This is a genomic window from Streptomyces sp. NBC_00354 (assembly GCF_036106915.1).
Lineage (GTDB): Bacteria > Actinomycetota > Actinomycetes > Streptomycetales > Streptomycetaceae > Streptomyces.
Genome location: NZ_CP107983.1, coordinates 1,792,257 through 1,812,395 on the forward strand (window position 1 = coordinate 1,792,257; position 20,139 = coordinate 1,812,395).

A 20,139-nucleotide genomic window follows, 5' to 3' on the forward strand; every position below is an offset into this window, starting at 1 on the left:
GCGCCAGCACCACAGCTCCGCCGGACCGACGGCACTCGCAGTACCGCACGACCCACACCACACCCGTTCCACGCACCCGCGTATCCCTCAGCGCACCCTCAGCGCTCGCCGGAGGCACACCGTGAAGGACATCCTGGACGCGATCCAGTCGCAGGCCGCTACGGCCGCCGACTTCGCGGCCCTGCCGCTCCCCGACTCGTACCGCGCGATCACCGTGCACAAGGACGAGGCGGAGATGTTCGCAGGGCTCACCACCCGCGAGAAGGACCCGCGCAAGTCCCTGCACCTCGACCAGGTGCCCGTGCCGGAGCTCGGCCCGGGCGAGGCCCTGGTGGCCGTCATGGCCTCGTCGGTCAACTACAACTCCGTGTGGACCTCGATCTTCGAGCCGGTGTCCACCTTCAGCTTCCTGGAGCGCTACGGGCGCCTGTCGGAGCTCACCAAGCGCCACGACCTCCCGTACCACGTCATCGGCTCGGACCTCGCGGGCGTCGTGCTGCGCACCGGCCCCGGCGTCAACGCCTGGAAGCCCGGCGACGAGGTCGTCGCGCACTGTCTCTCGGTCGAGCTGGAGTCCTCGGACGGCCACAACGACACGATGCTCGATCCCGAGCAGCGCATCTGGGGCTTCGAGACGAACTTCGGCGGTCTCGCCGAGATCGCACTCGTCAAGTCCAACCAGCTGATGCCCAAGCCCGGCCACCTGAGCTGGGAGGAGGCCGCCTCCCCCGGCCTGGTCAACTCCACCGCCTACCGCCAGCTGGTCTCCCGCAACGGCGCCGGCATGAAGCAGGGCGACAACGTCCTGATCTGGGGCGCCAGCGGCGGACTCGGCTCGTACGCCACCCAGTTCGCGCTGGCCGGCGGCGCCAACCCGATCTGCGTCGTCTCCAGCGCGCAGAAGGCGGACATCTGCCGCGCGATGGGCGCGACCGCGATCATCGACCGCAGCGCCGAGGGCTACAAGTTCTGGAAGGACGAGCACACCCAGGACCCGAAGGAGTGGAAGCGCTTCGGCAAGCGCATCCGCGAGCTGACCGGCGGCGAGGACGTGGACATCGTCTTCGAGCACCCGGGCCGCGAGACCTTCGGCGCCTCCGTGTACGTCACCCGCAAGGGCGGCACCATCGTCACCTGCGCCTCGACCTCGGGCTACAACCACGAGTACGACAACCGCTACCTGTGGATGTCGCTCAAGCGGATCGTCGGCTCGCACTTCGCCAACTACCGCGAGGCCTGGGAGGCCAACCGCCTGGTGGCCAAGGGCAAGATCCACCCCACGCTGTCCAAGGTCTACTCCCTCGAGGAGACGGGCCAGGCCGCGTACGACGTCCACCGCAACCTCCACCAGGGCAAGGTCGGCGTGCTCGCCCTCGCCCCCGAGGAGGGCCTCGGTGTCCGCGACCACGAGATGCGCGCGACGCACCTCGAGGCGATCAACCGTTTCCGGAACATCTGAGACCGTTCAAGGGCCAAAGGGACAGCCTGAGATGACAGAGCGCCAGAAAGACCGTCCGTGGCTCATGCGGACGTACGCCGGCCACTCCACGGCCGAGGCGTCCAACGAGCTGTACCGCCGCAACCTCGCCAAGGGCCAGACCGGCCTGTCGGTCGCGTTCGACCTTCCGACGCAGACCGGCTACGACCCCGACCACATCCTCGCCCGCGGCGAGGTGGGCCGGGTCGGGGTCCCGGTCTCCCATCTGGGCGACATGCGGCGGCTGTTCCAGGACATCCCCCTGGAGCAGATGAACACCTCGATGACGATCAACGCCACCGCCATGTGGCTGCTGGCGCTCTACCAGGTGGCCGCCGAGGAGCAGGGCGCGGACATCGCCCTGCTCCAGGGCACCACCCAGAACGACATCGTCAAGGAGTACCTCTCGCGCGGGACGCACGTCTTCCCGCCCGGGCCCTCGCTCCGCCTGACGACGGACATGATCGCGTACACGGTCAACCACATCCCGAAGTGGAACCCGATCAACATCTGCTCGTACCACCTCCAGGAGGCCGGGGCCACCCCGGTCCAGGAGATCTCGTACGCGATGTCGACCGCGATCGCCGTGCTGGACTCGGTGCGCGACTCGGGCCAGGTCCCGGAGGATCGTTTCGGCGAGGTGGTCGCCCGTATCTCGTTCTTCGTGAACGCGGGCGTCCGCTTCGTCGAGGAGATGTGCAAGATGCGCGCCTTCGGCCGCATCTGGGACAAGGTCACCCGCGAGCGCTACGGCATCGAGAACGAGAAGCAGCGTCGCTTCCGCTACGGCGTCCAGGTCAACTCCCTGGGCCTGACCGAGGCTCAGCCGGAGAACAACGTCCAGCGCATCGTGCTGGAGATGCTGGCGGTCACGCTCTCCAAGGACGCCCGCGCCCGCGCCGTGCAGCTGCCCGCCTGGAACGAGGCGCTGGGCCTGCCCCGGCCCTGGGACCAGCAGTGGTCGCTGCGCATCCAGCAGGTCCTGGCGCACGAGAGCGACCTGCTGGAGTACGAGGACATCTTCGCCGGATCCCACGTCATCGAGGCCAAAGTCGACTCCCTGGTCGCCGACTGCCTGGCCGAGATCGACCGGATCCAGGAGATGGGCGGCGCGATGGCCGCCGTCGAGTCCGGGTACCTGAAGGGCGAGCTGGTCTCCTCGCACGCCGAGCGCCGCGCCCGGATCGAGGCCGGCGAGGACAAGATCGTCGGCGTCAACTGCTTCCAGCAGACCGAGGAGAACCCGCTCACCGCCGACCTGGACGGCGCCATCATGACGGTGGACCCGGCGACGGAGGCCCTGACCGTCGAGCGCATCGGCCGCTGGCGCGAGGAGCGTCAGGAGTCCTCGGACCGGCAGGGGAACGGCGACCCGTTCGTCTTCCCGACGGTGATGCAGGCCCTGGACCGGCTGAAGCAGGCCGCGGCCGGGACCGAGAACCTGATGGAGGCCACCCTGGAGTGCGCCCGCGCCGGTGTCACCACCGGCGAGTGGGCGAACGCACTGCGCGAGGTGTTCGGCGAGTTCCGCGCCCCGACCGGGGTCTCCTCGGCCCCGGTGGCCGTCACCGCGGAGGCCGGCACGCCGATGGCCCACGTCCGCGAGAAGGTCGCCCGTACCGCCGAGGACCTGGGCTCCGGCCGGCTGCGCCTGCTGGTCGGCAAGCCCGGCCTGGACGGGCACTCCAACGGCGCCGAGCAGATCGCCGTACGGGCCCGCGACGCCGGTTTCGAGGTGGTCTACCAGGGCATCCGGCTGACGCCCGAGGAGATCTCCTCGGCGGCGCTGGCCGAGGACGTGCACTGCGTGGGACTGTCCATCCTGTCCGGTTCGCACAGCGCGCTCGTGCCGGACGTGCTGGAACGCCTCCGTACGGCGGGGGCGGGTGACATCCCCGTCGTGCTCGGCGGCATCATTCCGAACGCCGATGCCATCGCCCTCAAGGCGGCCGGAGTCGCCGCCGTCTTCACACCCAAGGACTTCGGTATCACGGAGATCATCGGCCGTATCGTCGACGAGATCCGGAAAGCGAACAAGCTCGACCCTCTGGAGGTCCCCGCATGACCACGCCCACGTCTCCCGTGAACCGGCTGCGGCCCCGCCGCTCCTGCCTCGCGGTTCCGGGATCGAACCCGCGGTTCCTGGAGAAGGCCCAGGGCCTGCCGGCCGACCAGGTCTTCCTCGACCTCGAGGACGCCTGCGCCCCGCTGGCCAAGGAGGGCGCCCGCCACACGATCGTGGACGCACTGAACAACGGCGACTGGACCGGCAAGACCAGGGTCGTGCGCGTCAACGACTGGACCACGCACTGGACGTACCGCGACGTCATCACGGTCGTGGAAGGTGCGGGCCAGAACCTCGACTGCATCATGCTGCCGAAGGTCCAGGACGCCCAGCAGGTCGTGGCGCTGGACCTGCTGCTGACCCAGATCGAGAAGACCATGGGCTTCGAGGTCGGCAAGATCGGCATCGAGGCGCAGATCGAGAACGCCAAGGGCCTGGTCAACGTCGACGAGATCGCGGCCGCCTCGCCGCGGCTGGAGACGATCATCTTCGGCCCGGCCGACTTCATGGCCTCGATCAACATGAAGTCGCTGGTCGTGGGCATGCAGCCGCCCGGCTACCCGGCGGACGCGTACCACTACATCCTGATGCGGATCCTGATGGCGGCCCGCATGCACAACCTCCAGGCGATCGACGGCCCCTTCCTCCAGATCCGCGACGTGGACGCGTACCGCGAGGTGGCGGGCCGGGCAGCGGCGCTGGGCTTCGACGGCAAGTGGGTGCTGCACCCGGGCCAGGTCGACGCGGCGAACGAGGTCTTCTCCCCCTCCCAGGAGGACTACGACCACTCCGAGCTGATCCTCGACGCGTACGACTGGTGCACCTCCGAGGCCGGCGGCAAGAAGGGCTCGGCCATGCTCGGCGACGAGATGATCGACGAGGCCAGCCGCAAGATGGCCCTGGTCATCGCGGGCAAGGGCCGCGCGGCCGGGATGCAGCGCACCACCAAGTTCGAGATCCCGGAGGCCTGATCCCGATGCAGTTCGGACGCACTTACGAAGAGTTCGAGGTCGGGGCGGTCTACAAGCACTGGCCCGGAAAGACGGTCACCGAGTACGACGACCACCTCTTCTGCCTGCTGACCATGAACCACCACCCGCTCCACATGGACAGCAATTACGCGGAGAACACGACCGACTTCGGCAAGAACGTGGTCGTGGGCAACTACATCTACTCGCTGCTGCTGGGCATGTCCGTGCCGGACGTCTCCGGGAAGGCCATCGCCAACCTGGAGATCGAGTCCCTGCGGCACGTGGCGCCGACCTTCCACGGCGACACCATCTACGGCGAGACCACGGTCCTCGACAAGACCCCGTCGAAGTCGAAGAACGACCGCGGCATCGTCTACGTGGAGACCAAGGGCTACAAGCAGGACGGCACCCTCGTCTGCGTCTTCCGGCGCAAGGTGATGGTCCCGACCGAGACGTACATCAAGGAGCGCGGCGGCGAGCAGCCCGGCCGCCCGCAGCTGAAGGAACAGGGGAAGTAGCCATGGCCCGACTCGCCCAGACCGCCGGGCTCACCGACGTCCAGCGGGAGATCCTCAAGACCGTCCGGGAGTTCGTCGACAAGGAGATCATCCCGGTCGCGACCGAGCTCGAACACCGTGACGAGTACCCGCAGCAGATCGTCGACGGCCTCAAGGAGCTCGGCCTCTTCGGGCTGATGATCCCCGAGGAGTACGGCGGCCTGGGTGAGTCGCTGCTCACCTACGCACTGTGCGTCGAGGAGATAGCGCGGGGCTGGATGTCCGTCTCGGGCATCATCAACACGCACTTCATCGTGGCGTACATGCTCAAGCAGCACGGCACGCAGGAGCAGAAGGACCACTTCCTGCCCCGCATGGCGCTGGGAGAGGTGCGCGGCGCGTTCTCGATGTCCGAGCCGGGGCTGGGCTCCGACGTGTCGGCCATCACGTCCAAGGCGGTCAAGGACGGCGACGAGTACGTCCTGAACGGCCAGAAGATGTGGCTGACGAACGGCGGCAGCTCCACGCTGGTGGCGGTCCTCGTGCGAAGTGACGAAGGCCACCCCGAGGGCACGGCCCCGCACAAGTCGATGACGACCTTCCTCGTCGAGAAGGAGCCCGGCTTCGGTGAGGTCCGTCCCGGCCTGACCATCCCGGGCAAGATCGACAAGATGGGCTACAAGGGCGTCGACACGACCGAGCTCATCATGGACGGACTGCGCATTCCGGCCAATCGGGTCCTCGGAGGCCAGACGGGCCGAGGGTTTTACCAAATGATGGACGGCGTCGAGGTCGGCCGCGTCAACGTGGCGGCGCGTGGCTGCGGTGTCGCTCAGCGTGCGTTCGAGCTGGGTGTCTCGTATGCCCAGCAACGTCACACTTTCGGCAAGGCGATCGCCGAGCACCAGGCCATCCAGTTCAAGCTGGCCGAGATGGCTACCAAGGTCGAGGCCGCCCATGCGATGATGGTGAATGCAGCACGCAAAAAGGACTCCGGGGAACGAAACGACCTCGAAGCAGGGATGGCGAAGTACCTCGCCTCCGAATACTGCAAGGAGGTGGTGGAGGACGCCTTCCGTATCCATGGCGGCTACGGATTCTCGAAGGAGTACGAGATCGAGCGCCTCTACCGCGAGGCACCGATGCTGCTGATCGGTGAAGGTACCGCCGAGATCCAGAAAATGATCATCGGTCGGCGCCTTCTCGAGGAGTACCGACTCCAGGGCTGAAAGTCCCTTTTGCGGCGGATCCTCCATGGGTTCGTCGCAAAAGAATCACTGGCAGTCACTGGCCTGCGGCCATCGACTCGGCTTCTGGCTTGCCCAGTTGTTGCGTGCAACCGATAGCATTCCAGTAAAGCCGCCGTCCCGTCCCCCTGTTTGCGGCGCGGCAATCACCCGCTACGAAGGTCATCCATGCCCCACAGCCAAACCTCTGCACCTCGCGTCGGCATCCTCGGTGGACGTCTCGCACGCGGAGCATCGCCGTGGCTTCTGCCGACCGTCGCCACCGCTGCGCTCAGCCTCACCCGGGCCCGCAAGTCCGGGCGCTGGGCGGCAGTGGCCGTGCCCACCACCGCTCTCGCGGCGGGCATGCTGTGGTTCTTCCGCGACCCCGAGCGTGAGATCACGCAGGGCCGGGTCATCTCGCCCGCCGACGGTGTGGTGCAGAGCATCATGCCGTGGAAGGACGGACGGACCCGGGTCGCGATCTTCATGAGCCCGCTGAACGTCCACGTCAACCGCGCGCCCCTCGCGGGCACGGTGACGTCCGTGGAGCACATCCCCGGCGGGTTCGTCCCGGCGTTCAACAAGGAGAGCGAGAACAACGAGCGCGTTGTCTGGCACTTCGACACCGAGCTCGGCGACATCGAGATGGTGCAGATCGCCGGCGCCGTCGCACGCCGCATCGTCCCGTACCTGCCGGCCGGTACCAAGGTGGAGCAGGGCGAACGCATCGGTCTGATCCGCTTCGGCTCCCGCGTCGACATCTACCTCCCCGAGGGTGTCGAGGTCGCGGTCGAGGTCGGTCAGGCCACCACCGCGGGGGTGACCCGAATTGACCGTGACTGACCCTGAGACTCCCACCACACCGTCGGGTGGGTGGGTGCCCGAGGCCGCGGAGGAGGAATCCGCCGAGGACGACATGCCGCTCTCGCTGCGGCTGTCGATAGCGGACACCCTCACCCTCGGCAACGCGACGTGCGGATTCATGGCGGTGTACTTCACCACCACCGGGATCCTCATCCCGCACCTCACCGGCAGCGGCGAGTCGGGCATGGCCCGTAACAGCGCCGCGACGGCAGTGATACTGATGCTGCTCGCCGCGGTCTTCGACCTCTTCGACGGCATCGTGGCCCGCAAGCTGCGCAGCTCGCCGATGGGCGCCGAGCTGGACAACCTGTCCGACCTGATCAGCTTCGGCCTGGCTCCCGCGTACTTCGTGCTCGTGTACGGCATGGTCGCCGACGACGCCGTGCAGAAGATGTCGGCGCTGGCCGCGATCGTGGTGCTGCTGGCCGTGGTGCTCAGACTCGCGAGATTCAGCTGCGTGACGATGAAGGACGGCATGTTCCAGGGCATGCCGAGCCCCTTCGGCGCGCTGACGGTCGTCTCGATCGTGCTGCTGGAGCTGCCGTTCGTCCCGACGCTGCTGGCGATCATCGGGGTGGCCTGGCTGATGGTGAGCCGAGTCGAGTACCCGAAGCCGCGGGGTGTCCTCGCGGTGGCGATGCTGAGCTGGATCATCGGGGCCATGGGCCTGCTGGCGGCCTGGGCGTTCGACGCCCCGGGCGGTCAGATGCTGCTCCAGGCGGGTTGCGCGCTGCAGATCGCCATGGCGGCGACCATCCCGCTGTTCGCGACGACCCGTCGCGCGAACACGTTCCGCCACAACCGCCGAGAGGCGCGAGCGGCGTCACAGCTCCCGTAACCCGGAGCACCGCAGTGGTACGAGGCCCCCGGCCGCCGTCAGGCGCCGGGGGCTTTCGCATGCGCCGGCGGCTACGCTTGATGTCGGAAAATCGCCAGCCCCGCGGGGGCCGGGCCGGGATCCTGGAGCCATGTACACCGACACCGAGCGCTGCGTCAGGGCCGTGCAGTCGAAGGACGCCCGCTTCGACGGGTGGTTCTTCACCGCCGTGCGGACCACCGGGATCTACTGCCGCCCCAGCTGTCCCGCGGTGCCGCCCAAGGTCGAGAACATGACCTTCCTGCCCAGCGCGGCCGCCTGCCAGCAGGCCGGCTTCCGGGCCTGCAAGCGGTGCCGGCCCGACACCTCCCCCGGCTCCCCCGAGTGGAACGCCCGCGCCGACGCCGTCGCCCGGGCGATGCGGCTCATCCGGGACGGCGTCGTGGACCGCGAGGGCGTCCCCGGGCTCGCGGCACGGCTGGGGTACTCGACCCGCCAGGTCGAGCGGCAGCTGAACGCCGAGCTCGGCGCCGGGCCCCTCGCCCTCGCCCGGGCGCAGCGCGCCCAGACCGCCCGGCTGCTCATCGAGACCTCCGAGCTGCCCATGGGCGACGTCGCCTTCGCCGCCGGGTTCTCCTCCATCCGGACCTTCAACGAGACCGTCCGCGAGGTCTTCGCCCTCGCCCCCGGCGAGCTGCGCCTGCGGGCCGGGAAGGCGAGCCGCGCAGCGACACCGGCCGGCCCGAGGGTCCCCGGGACCATCAGCCTGCGCCTGCCGTTCCGGGCTCCACTCAACCCCGACAACCTCTTCGGCCACCTCGCCGCGACCGCCGTCCCCGGCGTCGAGGAGTGGCGGTCCGGCGCGTACCGCCGGACGCTGCGGCTCCCGTACGGCACCGGGGTCGTCGCACTGACCCCGCAGCCCGACCACATCGGCTGCCAGCTCGCCCTCACCGACCTGCGCGACCTCACCATCGCCATCAGCCGCTGCCGCTGGATGCTCGACCTCGACGCCGACCCCGAGGCGGTCGACGAGCAGCTGCGCTCCGACCCGCTGCTGGCCCCGCTCGTGGACAAGGCCCCGGGGCGCCGGGTGCCCAGGACGGTCGACGCGGCGGAGTTCGCCGTACGGGCGGTGCTCGGCCAGCAGGTGTCCACCGCGGCGGCCCGTACGCACGCCGCCCGGCTGGTCACCTCGTACGGGGAACCGGTGGCCGACCCCCATCCCGAGGGCGGGCTGACCCACCTGTTCCCGTCGCCGCAGGCGCTGGCCGCCCTGGACCCGGAGGCCCTGGCCCTCCCGGCGAGCCGGCGCACCACCCTCACGACCCTCGTCGGCGCGCTGGCCGACGGCTCGCTCCCGCTCGGCATCGACAGCGACTGGGAGGCGGCCCGCGCGCAGCTGACCGCGATGCCCGGGTTCGGCCCGTGGACCACCGAGGTGATCGCGATGCGGGCGCTGGGCGATCCCGACGCCTTCCTGCCGTCCGACCTCGGGGTCCGGCGGGCCGCGAAGGAGCTCGGGCTGCCGTCCACCCCCGTGGCGCTCACTGCCCGGGCGGCCGGCTGGCGGCCCTGGCGCGCGTACGCCGTGCAGTACCTGTGGGCCACCGACGCCCACCCCGTCAACCACCTGCCCGTCTGAGGAGTGCATCCCGTCATGAGCACCACGAACACCATGAGCACCAGGCAGCACACCGTCGTCGAGAGCCCCTACGGCCGGCTCACCCTGGTCGCCACGGACGGCGTCCTCAGCGGCCTGTACATGACCGGGCAGCGGCACCGGCCCGCCGAGGAGTCCTTCGGGGAGCGGGTCGCCGCGACGGAGGAACCGTTCCCCGAGGTCGTGCGGCAGCTGGCCGCGTACTTCGCCGGGGAACTCACCGAGTTCGACGTGCCCGTCAGACTGGAGGGCACCGCGTTCCAGCGCAGCGTGTGGGACCAGCTCGTACGGATCCCGTACGGCGAGACCTGGTCGTACGGGGAGCTCGCGGCCAAGCTCGGCAAGCCGAACGCCTCGCGCGCGGTGGGCCTGGCCAACGGGAAGAACCCGGTCAGCATCATCGTGCCGTGCCACCGGGTGATCGGCGCCTCGGGCAGCATGACCGGCTACGGGGGCGGCGTCGAGCGCAAGGTGCGGCTGCTGGCCTTCGAGGCCGGCGAGGCCACTCTTTGATAGGACCGGCGTGAGTCGGACCGGAGCGCGTCAGACCAGCGCGAGCGGGACGAGCAGGGCGAACGCGGCGCCCGCCTCCACCGCGTAGCCGAAGAGCGAGGGGTGCTGGACGGGGGCGGCGAGCAGGACCACGCTCTGCTGGGCGGTGGCTGCCGCCACCCAGTCGGCGTCGGCGCCGAGGTTGCCCTGGTACCAGCCCTCGCAGGCGCCGGGGCCGGTCACGGCAAGGAGGTCGTCCTCGCGGCGGTAGAAGGCCTGCCAGCCGGCGGCGGGGACGGACCAGCCCTCGAAATCGGTGAACTGGGCCCAGCCGCCCTCGCGTATCGCGGTGTCGAACAGCCACACCGGCGTTCCCTCGGCGGTGACCTCGCCGCCCGCCTGCTCTTCGGTGGTGAAGTGGACCATGGGCAGGGCGTCGGGCCCGTCGGCGGTGCTGGGCCAGGCGTACATCGTGATCATCAGATGATTCTGTCCTGCTCGAAGTAAGCCCGGTGTCACGAGGAGACCGGGCGCGTGCCGTTCTCCAGCTCCGCGGCGCCCTCGCCGGACTCGAGGACCCGGTAGGCCTCTCGGGTGCGCCGGCCGAGCGATCCGGGGAGGTACGTGGTGAGTTCGGCGGGCTCGACCAGTCGCCAGGAGAGCAGTTCCTCCTCCTGGAGCTTGATCGAGGCGAGCTGCGCCTCGTCGAGCACGCCGCCGTCATAGAGGTACGCGACCAGCGGCGGGCGGCCCTCGCCGAGCGTCCAGTCGACGGCGAGCAGCCGGCCGAGCGGCAGGTCGAGGCCGATCTCCTCGGCGCTCTCGCGGCGGGCGGCCGTGCGCGGGGACTCGTCCTGGTCCGACTCGATGGTGCCGCCCGGCAGGGCCCAGCCCTCACGGTAGTTGGGCTCGACGAGCAGCACCCGGCCCTCGGCGTCCCGGTAGAGGGCGGCGGCGCCGGCCAGCACCCGGGGCAGGCTCGCGATGTACGTGGCGTAGTCATCCGTGGTGGTCACGCCGTAACCCTACCCAGCGGCCCCACCGGGCGGGATCACGCGTCCGGGGTGTTGGGGGCGGGTGGGTCGTCGCGGTCGCAGCGGGGGGATTCGGCGACGCGGCGCAGGCCGGGGTGGCGGGCCGGGCCATGGTCGGTGAGGGCGTCGCCGACCATGGCCGTGACCGCGTCCCGCATCCCGTGCAGGGCGTGGTGGCGGGCGGGACCCGCTCCGGGGTCCTCGCGGAGCTCCTTCACCAGGGCCCAGCAGAGCAGCAGCATGACGATCACGAAGGGCAGCGCGACCAGGATGGTGGCGGTCTGCAGGGATTTGAGGCCGCCTGCCCAGTAGAAGATCGTCCACGCGCCGAGCCAGGTGCTGTCGGTGAAGGCGCCGGTGGAGACCTTCGGCGACCTGGAGCGCCCCGAGGCCGAGGCTGGTCGCCGTCCCGAAGACGGTCGCGAAGACGGCGAGCAGGTCGACGGCCTTGCCGGGCCGGCCGCCTGCTCGCTCCTCCCCCATCAGCGGGACGAAGGCGGCACTGAGCGCTGAACATCATCGCGATCCACGCGAGGTTCGTGAACTCGGGTTCGGAGTCGTCGGCGCCGAGCCGGATCCGGCCGAACCGGCTGATCGCGAGGACGACGCACATGACGAGGAAGACGTCGGCGGCGATCACGAACAACCAGGCGAAATCGGCCAGCACGGTGATCACCCCGATGGTGACGACGGCGCGGTCCGGTTCGGGGTCCGGACCCTCCGGACGTGCGTCTTCCAGCGATTCCGCGCTCATGCGGCCACACTATGCAGGCGTATATCCGTATTTAGGGGCATGGCGCGCCGGACGTGACCCAGGCCACGCATGGGCATAGGAGGATCCTCCGGATAGGCTCATGGGGGCGCGACTGCACTGTTCGATAGCAAGGGATTAGCAAGGTGACGGACGGAGCAGTAACTGAGACCGCGCGCGTGCTCATCGCCGCGGACAAATTCAAGGGCTCGCTCACGGCCGTTCAGGTCGCGGAGCGGGTGACGGCGGGCCTTCGCAAGGCCGTACCGGGCGTGGAGATCGAGACCCTCCCCGTCGCGGACGGCGGCGACGGCACGGTCGCGGCCGCCGTGGCGGCCGGGTTCGAACGCCGGGAGGTACGGGTCACCGGACCGCTCGGCGAGCAGGTCACGGCAGCTTTCGCGCTGCGTGACGGCACCGCCGTGGTCGAGATGGCGGAGGCCTCCGGGCTGCAGCTGCTGCCGGCGGGTGTGTTCGCCCCGCTGACGGCGACCACGTACGGCTCGGGCGAGCTGCTGAAGGCCGCGCTGGACGCGGGGGCGCGCTCGATCGTGTTCGGCGTGGGCGGCAGCGCCACCACCGACGGCGGTGCGGGCATGCTGGCCGCGCTGGGTGCGGTGTTCCTGGACGCGAACGGTGAACCGGTCGGTCCGGGCGGCGGCGCGCTCGCGGAGCTGGCGTCCGCCGACCTGTCCGGGATCGACCCGCGCTTCGCGGAGGTCGACCTCGTCCTGGCCAGCGACGTGGACAACCCGCTGACGGGCCCGAAGGGCGCGCCTGCGGTCTACGGCCCGCAGAAGGGGGCGTCGCCGCAGGACGTGGCGACGCTGGACGCGGCGCTGGCGCACTTCGCGGTGGTGCTGGAGAAGTCGATCGGCGAGAAGGCCGGCCGGCTGGCCGCCGCGCCGGGTGCGGGTGGCGCGGGCGGCATCGGGTACGGGGCGCTGCTGCTCGGCGCGTCGTTCCGGCCCGGTATCGAGCTGATGCTGGAGGTGCTGGGGTTCGCCCCGGCGCTGGAGCGGGCGACGCTGGTGATCACCGGTGAGGGCTCGCTGGACGAGCAGACGCTGCACGGCAAGGCCCCGGCCGGTGTCGCGGCGGCGGCGCGCGCGGCGGGCAAGCCCGTCGTGGCGGTGTGCGGGCGGCTGCTGCTGGGCCAGGAGGCCCTGGAGGCGGCCGGCATCCGCAAGGCGTACCCGCTGACGGACCTGGAGCCCGACCCGGCCAAGTCCATCCCGAACGCGGGTCCCCTGCTGGAGCGGGTTGCGGCCCACATCGCCGCCGACGTTCTCTGATCCGCCGCGAGCGGGCCGGCACCGGCCGGTTGAGGCCCGGCGCCCCCCGAGTGGGGGTGCCGGGCCTCGGCGTTTGCGGCCGGCGCCGCTGCTACGCGGTGAGCCGGGCCGGCGCCCCGGAGGCGGCGAGCAGCTGAGCGGTGGTCACCACGCGGGCGAAGCCGCCGCCCTGGAGGTTGACGGCGGTGGCGGTGGCCAGCTGGTCGGCCGTCAGCCGGAGCCCGTCCGGGCCCTCGAGGTCGAAGGTGTGGGTGGCGTCGAGCGGGACGAGCACGTCGTAGCCCAGGTTCCCGGCCATCCGTGCTGTGGTCTCGACGCACATGTTGGTCTGGATCCCGGAGACCACGAGCTGGCCGATGCCCTGGGCGGTGAGCCATGCGGCCAGGTCCGGGGTGCCGTAGAAGGAGGAGTTCACGGTCTTGGTGACCAGCAGGGACTCCTGCCCCGCCCGGTCGGCCACGAAGTCCTTGAAGGCGTGGCCGGGCCGGTCGGCGGCCAGGACCGAGCCGGCGGCCCGCGAGGCGTGCTGGACGAGCACCACGGGGCGGCCGGACTCCTGCCAGGCGTTCATCAGGGCGGCGATGTTGGCCTCGGCGGCGGGGTTGTTGCGGGGGCCCCAGTAGGAGGCGTCGTCGAAGCCCTTCTGCACGTCGATGACCAGCAGGGCTGCGTTCGGGGCGAGTGCGATCTCGTTCTTCGTCATGGCTTCATGATCTTCCGCCGGACGGTGTGTCGACAGCGGCAACCGGGACCCGAAACGATGGGATCCTGCCAGAATGGCAGCATGCATCGTGTAGCCGTCGTCGTCCAGCCCGGCATCCGCAGCTTCGACCTCGCCGTCATCACGGAGGTCTGGGGCCCCGACCGCAGCCACCTCGGCGTCCCCCGCTTCGAGCTGCGCCGGTGCGCCGTGGACACCGAGCCGATCGCGCTGCCCGGCGGGCTCACCCTGGCACCCGACCGGCGGCTCGACTGGCTCGCCGAGGCCGATCTCGTCGTCGTGCCGGCGCTGGCCGAGCCCGCCGCCCCGACACCCGAGCCGGTCCTCGCCGCCCTGCGGGACGCGCACGCCCGGGGCGTGCCGGTCGCCGCACTGTGCGCGGGGGCGTTCATCCTCGCGGAGGCGGGCCTGCTGGCGGGCCGCCGGGCCGTGACGCACTGGTGGCTGGCTCCGCAGCTCGCCGCGCGCCATCCCTCCGTGCTGGTCGAGGACGCCCCGCTGTACGTGGAGGACGGCGGGCTGTGGACCTCCGCGGGGGTGGCCTCCGGCATCGACCTCTGCCTGCACCTCGTACGGGAGGCCCACGGCGCGGAGGCCGCCGCCGCCATCGCCCGGTCCATGGTGACGGGCCCGTTCCGGACCGGCGGCCACGCCCAGTACCTGGACCGGCCCACCCCGGCGGCGGACCGGACCGCCGAGGCCCTGGCGGCCGTACGGGAGCGGGCCCTGCGCCATCTGCACGAGCCGCTGTCCGTGGCCACGCTGGCCCGATGGGCGGGCATGTCGCCGCGCTCCTTCGCCCGCCATTTCGTCGCCGCCACCGGGACCACCCCGCACCGCTGGCTCCTCGGCCACCGCCTGGACGAGGCCCGCAAGCTCCTGGAGCGCACGGACCATCCGGTTCCGGAAGTGGCCCGGCGCGCGGGCTTCGCCAGCGAGGTCACGTTCCGCCAGCACTTCACCTCGTACGTGGGCCTCGGCCCCCGTGCGTACCGCAGTGCGGCGATCGCCACACCAGCAGCCCCGCCCAAATCCCGGTGACAGTGTTAGAAATGGCTCATGACCGGACGTTTGGGTCGACCCAGGGGATCCCCGCCCGGGCAGCCGGCCGGGCGCGACCCGGGCCTGCCGCCGCGCCTCTCCCTGGGCGCCCGCAGTGTCGCCGGTCAGGTCTTCGCGCTCCAGGCGGTCATCGTGGTGCTGCTGATCGCGGCCGCCTCGCTGGCCCTCGTGTTCCAGGAGCGGTACGACACCGAGCGCGATGCGCGCCACCGCTCCCTCGCGGCCGCGGAAGCCTTCGCGCACGCCCCCGGCCTCCCCGAAGCCCTGAAGACGCCGAACCCGACGGCCGAACTGCAACCCCTGGCCGAGGGCGCCCGGCGGGCCTCGGGCGTCGACTTCATCGCCGTGATGACGCCCGACGGGGTCCGCTACACCGACCCCCTGCCGGAGCTGATCGGCAAACGGGCCACCGGCGACCTCTCGCGGGCCGTCGGCGGGCAGTCGTTCACCGAGGTGTTCAAGGGGTCGCCGAGCGATGCGGTCCGCGCCGTGGTCCCCGTACGGGACGCGAGCGGGGCGGTCGTCGGCCTGGTCGGCACCGGCATCGAGGTCGCCAAGGTCTCCGACGTGGTCGAGGGCCAGCTGCCGCTGCTGCTCGGCGCCGCGGCCGGCGCACTGCTGCTCGGCACGGGCGGCGCCGCCCTGGTCAGCCGGCGGCTGCGGCGCCAGACCCGGGGCCTGGGCGAGGCCGAGATGGCCCGGATCAACGAGCACCACGAGGCGGTCCTGCACGCGGTCCGCGAGGGCGTCCTGATCATCGGCGCCGACGAGCGGCTGCTGCTCGCCAACGACGAGGCCCGGCGGCTGCTGAACCTGCCGCCCGACGCCGAGCAGCGCCATGTGGGCGAGCTGGGGCTCGACCCGCGCACCACCTCGCTGCTGGTGTCCGGGCGGGTCGCGACGGACGAGGTGCACCTGGCGGGCGACCGGCTCCTCGCCGTCAACGTCCGCCCGACCAAGCCGTACGGAGGGCACCCGTCCGGCAGCGTCATGACCCTGCGCGACACCACGGAGCTCGCCGCGCTCTCCGGCCGCGCCGAGGTGGCCCGGGAGCGGCTCCAGCTGCTCTACGACGCGGGGGTGCGGATCGGGACCACGCTGGACGTGGTGCGGACCGCCGAGGAGCTGTCGGAGGTGGCCGTGCCCCGGTTCGCGGACTTCGTCACGGTGGAGCTGCTGGAGCCGGTGCTGAAGGGCGAGGAGCCCTCGCCGGCCACCGGCATGTACTCGCAGATGCGCAGGGCGGCGATGAGCGGGGTGCGCACCGGCCATCCCCTGCAGCACGTCGGCGACATCATCCGCTTCGAGGTGCCCACCGCTCCGATGGCGGCGGCCCTGGACGCCGGGCACGCGGTGCTCGCGGCCGATCTGAACGCGGCGATGGGCTGGCGGGCTCAGGACGAGGCGGGCACCCGCGAGGCGCTGGGGTACGGGCTGCACTCGCTGATCTCGGTGCCGCTGCAGGCCCGCGGCGTGGTCCTCGGCATGGCCAACTTCTGGCGGGCCGCCGACACCCCGGAGGCCTTCGACGAGGAGGACCTGTCGTTCGCGGAGGAGCTGGGGGCGCGGGCGGCCGTCTCCATCGACAACGCCCGCCGCTTCACCCGCGAGCACGCGACGGCCGTGGCCCTCCAGCGGAGCCTGCTGCCCCGGGTGCTGCCGGACCAGAGCGCGGTGGACGTGGCCTTCCGGTACCTGCCCGCGAAGGCGGGGGTGGGCGGGGACTGGTTCGACGTGATCCCGCTCGCCGGCGCCCGTGTGGCGCTGATCGTCGGCGACGTCGTCGGGCACGGGGTGCACGCGGCGGCCACGATGGGCCGGCTGCGGACCGCCGTGCACAACTTCTCCACCCTGGACATGCCGCCCGACGAGCTGCTGGGACACCTGGACGAGCTGATCCACCGGATCGACCAGAACGAGTCCGGGGACGCCGAGGACGCCGGGGACGGCGCGGGCGAGTCGGCCGGTGTCACGGGCGCCACCTGCCTGTACGCGGTCTACGACCCGGTCTCCGGGGTCTGCACGATGGCGAGCGCCGGGCACCCCGGACCGGCCCTGGTCCGGCCCGACGGGGGCGTGGAGTTCCCGGAGCTGCCCGCCGGGCTGCCGCTGGGCGTGGGCGGCATGCCCTTCGAGGCCACCGAGCTGCTGCTGCCGGAGTCGACCCGGCTCGTGCTGTTCACGGACGGCCTGCTGGAGGACCGCGACCGGGATTTCGACACCGGCCTCCACCTGCTGGCCGAGACGCTCTCCCAGTCCGGCCGCAGCCCCGAGCAGACCTGTGCGGACGTGCTGGCCGCGCTGCTGTTCCCGTCCCCGAGCGACGACATCGCCCTGCTGATCGCCGACACGCGGCGGCTGGAGGCGGAACGGATCGCGGAGTGGGAGGTGCCCGCCGACCCGGCCGCGGTCTCCCGGGTGCGCAACGCGGGCTCGGCGCAGCTCGCCGCCTGGGGGCTGGGGGACATCGCGTTCACGGCCGAGCTGATCCTCAGCGAGCTGATCACCAACGCCATCCGGTACGGGACCGCGCCCATCCGGGTACGGCTGCTGCGCGACCGGAACCTCATCTGCGAGGTGTCCGACGGCAGCAGCACCTCGCCGCACCTGCGGTACGCGGCCACCACCGACGAGGGCGGCCGCGGCCTGTTCCTGGTCGCGCAGTACGCCGAGCGCTGGGGCACCCGGTACACCGAGCGCGGCAAGGTCATCTGGGCCGAGCTGCCGCTGACCGGCGGTCCGGAGCCGGCGCTGCCGGTGAGGGACCTGGAATCGCTGGAGGACCTGGCCTGGTGACGGCCCGGGGCGCCGGCGTCACGCGCGCGGGGCCACCGGCCGGTCAGCGGGCCTGGAGGCCACCGTACGGGCGAGCAGGACCGCCACGTCGTCCTGCGGGGCTCCCGGCAGCAGGCGCGCCAGGATCTCGTCGCACAGCCGGTCCAGCGGCTGCCCGGCGTCGCGCAGCGCCCGCCCCAGCTGGGCCATGCCCTGGTCGAGGTCGCGGTCGCGGGCCTCGATGAGGCCGTCGGTGTAGAGGACGAGCAGGCTCCCGGGCGGCAGGGCGACCTCCTCGGTGCGGAACTCCTGCCCGCCCGTGCCCAGCGGGGTGCCGGGCGGGCCGTCGAGGAAGGTGACCTCCCCGCCGGCCGTGACCACCGCCGGGGGCGGGTGGCCGGCGCGGGCGATCGTGCAGCCGCCCGTGGCCGGGTCGTGGACGGCGTAGACGCAGGTCGCCATCTCGTCCTCGCCGAGGTCGGCGACCGCGGCGTCGAGCGAGCGCAGCAGCCGGGTCGGGGAGACGTCGTGGCGGGCGAGGGTGCGTACGGCCGTGCGCAGCTGTCCCATGACGGCGGCGGCGTGGATCCCGTGGCCCATGACGTCCCCGATGACCAGGCCGGTGCGGCCACCGGGCAGCTGGATGACGTCGAACCAGTCGCCGCCGACGTCGTGGTCGCTGGCGGGCAGGTAGCGGCCGGTGAGTTCGAGGCCGGTGACCTCGGGCAGGGCGCTGTTGCTGAGGCTGCGCTGGAGGGTCAGGGCGGCCCGCCGCTGGTTGGTGTACATCCGGGCGTTGTCGATGTTGAGCGCCGCGCGGGCGACCACCTCGTCGAGGAGCACGCAGTCCTGCTCGTCGAAGGGCTCGCGGCCGCGCAACCGTGTCACGGTGACCGCGCCGAGCACGGTGCCGCGGGCCACGAGCGGGATCAGGCGGGCGGAGCCGAGGGTGGCGAGGTAGTCGCGCAGTTCCGTGGCGCGCGGGTCGGGGACCAGCGCGTGCACGTCGGACACGTAGAGGTTCATGGGCCGCCCCTCGGCGATGACCTGCTCGTAGACCGACTCCGCCGGGATCTGGAAGGTCTGGCCGGGTGCCAGCCGGGCGGTGGGGGCGTCCGGGTCGGGGAACTCGACCGCGATGCGGCGCAGCATGCCCTGGTGGGTGGCCGGAGCGTCGTCGGGCGCGAGGACGGCCTCCAGCAGCTGTACGTCGGCCGAGTCGGCCAGCTGGGGTACGAGGACCTGCACGATCTCCCGGGCGGTCTGGTCCAGGTCGAGGGTGGTGCCGATGCGGGTGCCGGCCTCGGCGAGGACGGCGAAGCGGCGGCGGGCCCGCTCGACCTCGACCTGGGCCTGCTGGCTCTCGGTGATGTCGATGAGGGAGGCGATCACGCCGAGCGGGCGCCCGGAACCGTCCAGCAGCGGGGCGTACGAGCAGGACCAGGTGTGGTCGTGCTCGGGGTCGGCCGGGGTGCGGCCGGTACGGCGGACGTCGACGACGGCGGTGCCCCGGTCCATGACCTGCTGCATCGTCGCCTCGAGCGCGACGGCGTTGACGCCGGGCACGACCTCGGTGAGCCGTTTGCCGAGGTGGTCGGCGGCCGAGACGCCGTTCATCCGGGCCAGTGCGTCGTTGACGCGCAGGAAGCGGAGGTCGGGACCGAGGGTGGCGAGGCCGATGGGCGACTGGGTGAAGAGGCTCTGGAGGGCGGCGAGCGAGTCCCGCATGCGCAGGACCTCGGAGGTTTCCGCGGCGATCAGCATCGCGCCCGTACGGCCCTGCGGGTCGATGGCGGGGACGATCCACATCTCCATGGTGACGCGGTGCCCGTCGCGGTGGCGTACGGGGAGGGTGCCGACCACCGTCTCACCCGCCTGGACGCGCCGGGTCAGGTCGTCGGCGAGCTCGTGGTTGGTCTCGGGGACGAGCACGGAGGTGCCGGGGAGGCCGAGGATGTCCTCGGGGCTGTGGCCGAGCAGGTCCTGGGCGGCCAGGGACCATTCGACGATGAGTCCGTCGGCGTCCTCCCGCCACAGGGCCATCGGCAGCAGCTCGCGGAGCACACCGGCGTACCCGACAGCCGCGCCCGGCTGATCCGGGACCTCGCTCGTCGACTGGTATGTGTCCACCGCACCGACCTCACCCCGGGGGGCCTGATTCCTACCGATTCACCCTATCCGAGCGATCGGCGCGGGGCGCTGTGTCGGCCGGTGCGGTCGGCGGCCCCGGATACGGGCAGGCGCGGCCTCGGGTACAGCCAGGGCAGGACGAAGGTGACCCAGAAGAGGACGGCGTAGAGGATGAGGGCGGCCCACCAGCCGCCGAGCCCCGGGCGGCCGCACTGGACGAGGCCGGCGATCACTCCCGCGACGGCGGCGGCCCCCGGCAGCAGCGCCCACCGGTCCGTGCCGACGTACAGCACGGC

The 20,139-nt window shown here is 71.6% G+C and carries 16 protein-coding genes and 1 pseudogene; 12 read left to right on the forward strand and 5 right to left on the reverse strand.

The window, feature by feature from the left end; genetic code table 11:
* The first annotated feature begins 121 nt into the window (after positions 1 to 121).
* From ccrA to OHT74_RS08270, 9 genes are all read left to right on the forward strand, one after another.
* Positions 122 to 1,459: a crotonyl-CoA carboxylase/reductase gene (gene ccrA, locus OHT74_RS08230; RefSeq protein WP_266662093.1), complete on the forward strand. Its 1,338-nt coding sequence runs from the start codon at positions 122 to 124 to the stop codon at positions 1,457 to 1,459.
* 31 nt (positions 1,460 to 1,490) lie between these two features.
* Positions 1,491 to 3,542 (forward strand): protein meaA, encoded by a 2,052-nt coding sequence (locus tag OHT74_RS08235; protein WP_266662095.1) that lies wholly within the window; start codon positions 1,491 to 1,493, stop codon positions 3,540 to 3,542.
* Positions 3,539 to 4,513, forward strand: a complete 975-nt coding sequence (locus OHT74_RS08240; RefSeq protein ID WP_030292956.1) for an HpcH/HpaI aldolase/citrate lyase family protein — start codon at positions 3,539 to 3,541, stop codon at positions 4,511 to 4,513. Before OHT74_RS08235 ends, OHT74_RS08240 begins: the two co-directional genes overlap by 4 nt.
* A 5-nt stretch (positions 4,514 to 4,518) precedes the next feature.
* Positions 4,519 to 5,031 carry a MaoC family dehydratase gene (locus OHT74_RS08245; protein ID WP_030155134.1) on the forward strand — a complete coding sequence of 171 codons (513 nt, stop codon included), beginning with the start codon at positions 4,519 to 4,521 and terminating at the stop codon, positions 5,029 to 5,031.
* Positions 5,032 to 5,033: 2 nt separating this feature from the next.
* The gene (locus tag OHT74_RS08250) at positions 5,034 to 6,239 is read left to right on the forward strand and encodes an acyl-CoA dehydrogenase family protein (RefSeq protein WP_030868030.1); all 1,206 of its coding nucleotides are present in this window, start codon (positions 5,034 to 5,036) and stop codon (positions 6,237 to 6,239) included.
* 186 nt (positions 6,240 to 6,425) lie between these two features.
* Entirely contained in the window at positions 6,426 to 7,082 is a 657-nt protein-coding gene (locus OHT74_RS08255) for a phosphatidylserine decarboxylase (protein ID WP_030868027.1), read from the forward strand.
* Between the two features lie 34 nt (positions 7,083 to 7,116).
* Positions 7,117 to 7,941, forward strand: a complete 825-nt coding sequence (gene pssA, locus OHT74_RS08260; RefSeq protein ID WP_266662099.1) for a CDP-diacylglycerol--serine O-phosphatidyltransferase — start codon at positions 7,117 to 7,119, stop codon at positions 7,939 to 7,941.
* A 130-nt stretch (positions 7,942 to 8,071) separates the two neighbouring features.
* Positions 8,072 to 9,565 (forward strand): AlkA N-terminal domain-containing protein, encoded by a 1,494-nt coding sequence (locus OHT74_RS08265; protein ID WP_328619870.1) that lies wholly within the window; start codon positions 8,072 to 8,074, stop codon positions 9,563 to 9,565.
* Positions 9,566 to 9,580: 15 nt separating this feature from the next.
* On the forward strand, positions 9,581 to 10,096 hold the full coding sequence (locus OHT74_RS08270; RefSeq protein WP_328619871.1) for a methylated-DNA--[protein]-cysteine S-methyltransferase: 516 nt from the start codon (positions 9,581 to 9,583) through the stop codon (positions 10,094 to 10,096).
* Between the two features lie 30 nt (positions 10,097 to 10,126).
* Here OHT74_RS08270 and OHT74_RS08275 read toward each other — a convergent pair whose 3' ends face one another.
* The 3 genes and pseudogenes from OHT74_RS08275 to OHT74_RS08285 all read right to left on the reverse strand — a co-directional run bounded on the left by OHT74_RS08275 (position 10,127) and on the right by OHT74_RS08285 (position 11,863).
* On the reverse strand, positions 10,127 to 10,555 hold the full coding sequence (locus OHT74_RS08275) for a hypothetical protein (RefSeq protein WP_266997869.1): 429 nt from the start codon (positions 10,553 to 10,555) through the stop codon (positions 10,127 to 10,129).
* Positions 10,556 to 10,590: 35 nt separating this feature from the next.
* The gene (locus OHT74_RS08280; protein WP_266662107.1) at positions 10,591 to 11,091 is read right to left on the reverse strand and encodes an NUDIX domain-containing protein; all 501 of its coding nucleotides are present in this window, start codon (positions 11,089 to 11,091) and stop codon (positions 10,591 to 10,593) included.
* A gap of 35 nt (positions 11,092 to 11,126) precedes the next feature.
* A pseudogene (locus tag OHT74_RS08285) lies at positions 11,127 to 11,863 on the reverse strand (BCCT family transporter).
* 143 nt (positions 11,864 to 12,006) lie between these two features.
* On the opposite strand from OHT74_RS08285, the gene OHT74_RS08290 reads away from it, so the two are divergent.
* Positions 12,007 to 13,155: a glycerate kinase gene (locus OHT74_RS08290; RefSeq protein ID WP_266662113.1), complete on the forward strand. Its 1,149-nt coding sequence runs from the start codon at positions 12,007 to 12,009 to the stop codon at positions 13,153 to 13,155.
* Positions 13,156 to 13,246: 91 nt separating this feature from the next.
* Here the strand turns inward: OHT74_RS08290 and OHT74_RS08295 are convergent, their stop codons facing one another.
* Entirely contained in the window at positions 13,247 to 13,858 is a 612-nt protein-coding gene (locus tag OHT74_RS08295; RefSeq protein WP_328619872.1) for a cysteine hydrolase family protein, read from the reverse strand.
* A gap of 81 nt (positions 13,859 to 13,939) precedes the next feature.
* Between OHT74_RS08295 and OHT74_RS08300 the strand changes: the two genes are divergently transcribed.
* Positions 13,940 to 14,917, forward strand: a complete 978-nt coding sequence (locus tag OHT74_RS08300) for a GlxA family transcriptional regulator (protein ID WP_266662117.1) — start codon at positions 13,940 to 13,942, stop codon at positions 14,915 to 14,917.
* Between the two features lie 18 nt (positions 14,918 to 14,935).
* Positions 14,936 to 17,734 carry a SpoIIE family protein phosphatase gene (locus OHT74_RS08305; protein WP_328619873.1) on the forward strand — a complete coding sequence of 933 codons (2,799 nt, stop codon included), beginning with the start codon at positions 14,936 to 14,938 and terminating at the stop codon, positions 17,732 to 17,734.
* Positions 17,735 to 17,752: 18 nt separating this feature from the next.
* Here OHT74_RS08305 and OHT74_RS08310 read toward each other — a convergent pair whose 3' ends face one another.
* Positions 17,753 to 19,843: a SpoIIE family protein phosphatase gene (locus OHT74_RS08310; protein WP_328619874.1), complete on the reverse strand. Its 2,091-nt coding sequence runs from the start codon at positions 19,841 to 19,843 to the stop codon at positions 17,753 to 17,755.
* Between the last annotated feature and the right edge of the window lie 296 nt (positions 19,844 to 20,139).

Excerpts from the sequence above, each read along its gene's own strand:
- OHT74_RS08235 (WP_266662095.1), top strand. The coding sequence starts at position 1,491 with ATGACAGAGCGCCAGAAAGACCGTCCGTGGCTCATGCGGACGTACGCC.
- OHT74_RS08240 (WP_030292956.1), top strand. The coding sequence starts at position 3,539 with ATGACCACGCCCACGTCTCCCGTGAACCGGCTGCGGCCCCGCCGCTCC.
- OHT74_RS08245 (WP_030155134.1), top strand. The coding sequence starts at position 4,519 with ATGCAGTTCGGACGCACTTACGAAGAGTTCGAGGTCGGGGCGGTCTAC.
- OHT74_RS08250 (WP_030868030.1), top strand. The coding sequence starts at position 5,034 with ATGGCCCGACTCGCCCAGACCGCCGGGCTCACCGACGTCCAGCGGGAG.
- OHT74_RS08255 (WP_030868027.1), top strand. The coding sequence starts at position 6,426 with ATGCCCCACAGCCAAACCTCTGCACCTCGCGTCGGCATCCTCGGTGGA.
- OHT74_RS08265 (WP_328619870.1), top strand. The coding sequence starts at position 8,072 with ATGTACACCGACACCGAGCGCTGCGTCAGGGCCGTGCAGTCGAAGGAC.
- OHT74_RS08270 (WP_328619871.1), top strand. The coding sequence starts at position 9,581 with ATGAGCACCACGAACACCATGAGCACCAGGCAGCACACCGTCGTCGAG.
- OHT74_RS08275 (WP_266997869.1), bottom strand. The coding sequence starts at position 10,555 with ATGATCACGATGTACGCCTGGCCCAGCACCGCCGACGGGCCCGACGCC.
- OHT74_RS08295 (WP_328619872.1), bottom strand. The coding sequence starts at position 13,858 with ATGACGAAGAACGAGATCGCACTCGCCCCGAACGCAGCCCTGCTGGTC.
- OHT74_RS08300 (WP_266662117.1), top strand. The coding sequence starts at position 13,940 with ATGCATCGTGTAGCCGTCGTCGTCCAGCCCGGCATCCGCAGCTTCGAC.
- OHT74_RS08305 (WP_328619873.1), top strand. The coding sequence starts at position 14,936 with ATGACCGGACGTTTGGGTCGACCCAGGGGATCCCCGCCCGGGCAGCCG.